We start from the raw sequence: 251 nt of genomic DNA on the forward strand, positions 1-251 counted from the left end.
GGTAACCCATCTGCGACTGCTACCGACAACCAGCCTGTGGACAATGTTGCCGCACCTGCACCCATCGTTGAGTTCAGCGGCATGGGCAGCGACGGCGTGTTCAACAGCGATGAGATCGGTACTGACGGCACTGTGACCGCCACCGTGACGCTAGCGACTGGCACCCAAGTTGGCGACACCTTGATTGTCACTGACGGCAACGGCAACACCCTATTTAACGGCCCTGTCACTCAAGACATGCTCGACAACGG

At 58.6% G+C, this 251-nt stretch carries 1 protein-coding gene; it reads left to right on the plus strand.

Going from position 1 to position 251, the window contains the following annotated elements:
- On the plus strand, nt 1-251 hold a 251-nt coding region (locus tag H5125_RS21980; RefSeq protein WP_182745523.1), incomplete at both ends, for a hypothetical protein.

The organism is Shewanella sp. SR44-4 (genome assembly GCF_014163715.1).
In the GTDB taxonomy this organism is placed as follows: Bacteria; Pseudomonadota; Gammaproteobacteria; order Enterobacterales; family Shewanellaceae; genus Shewanella.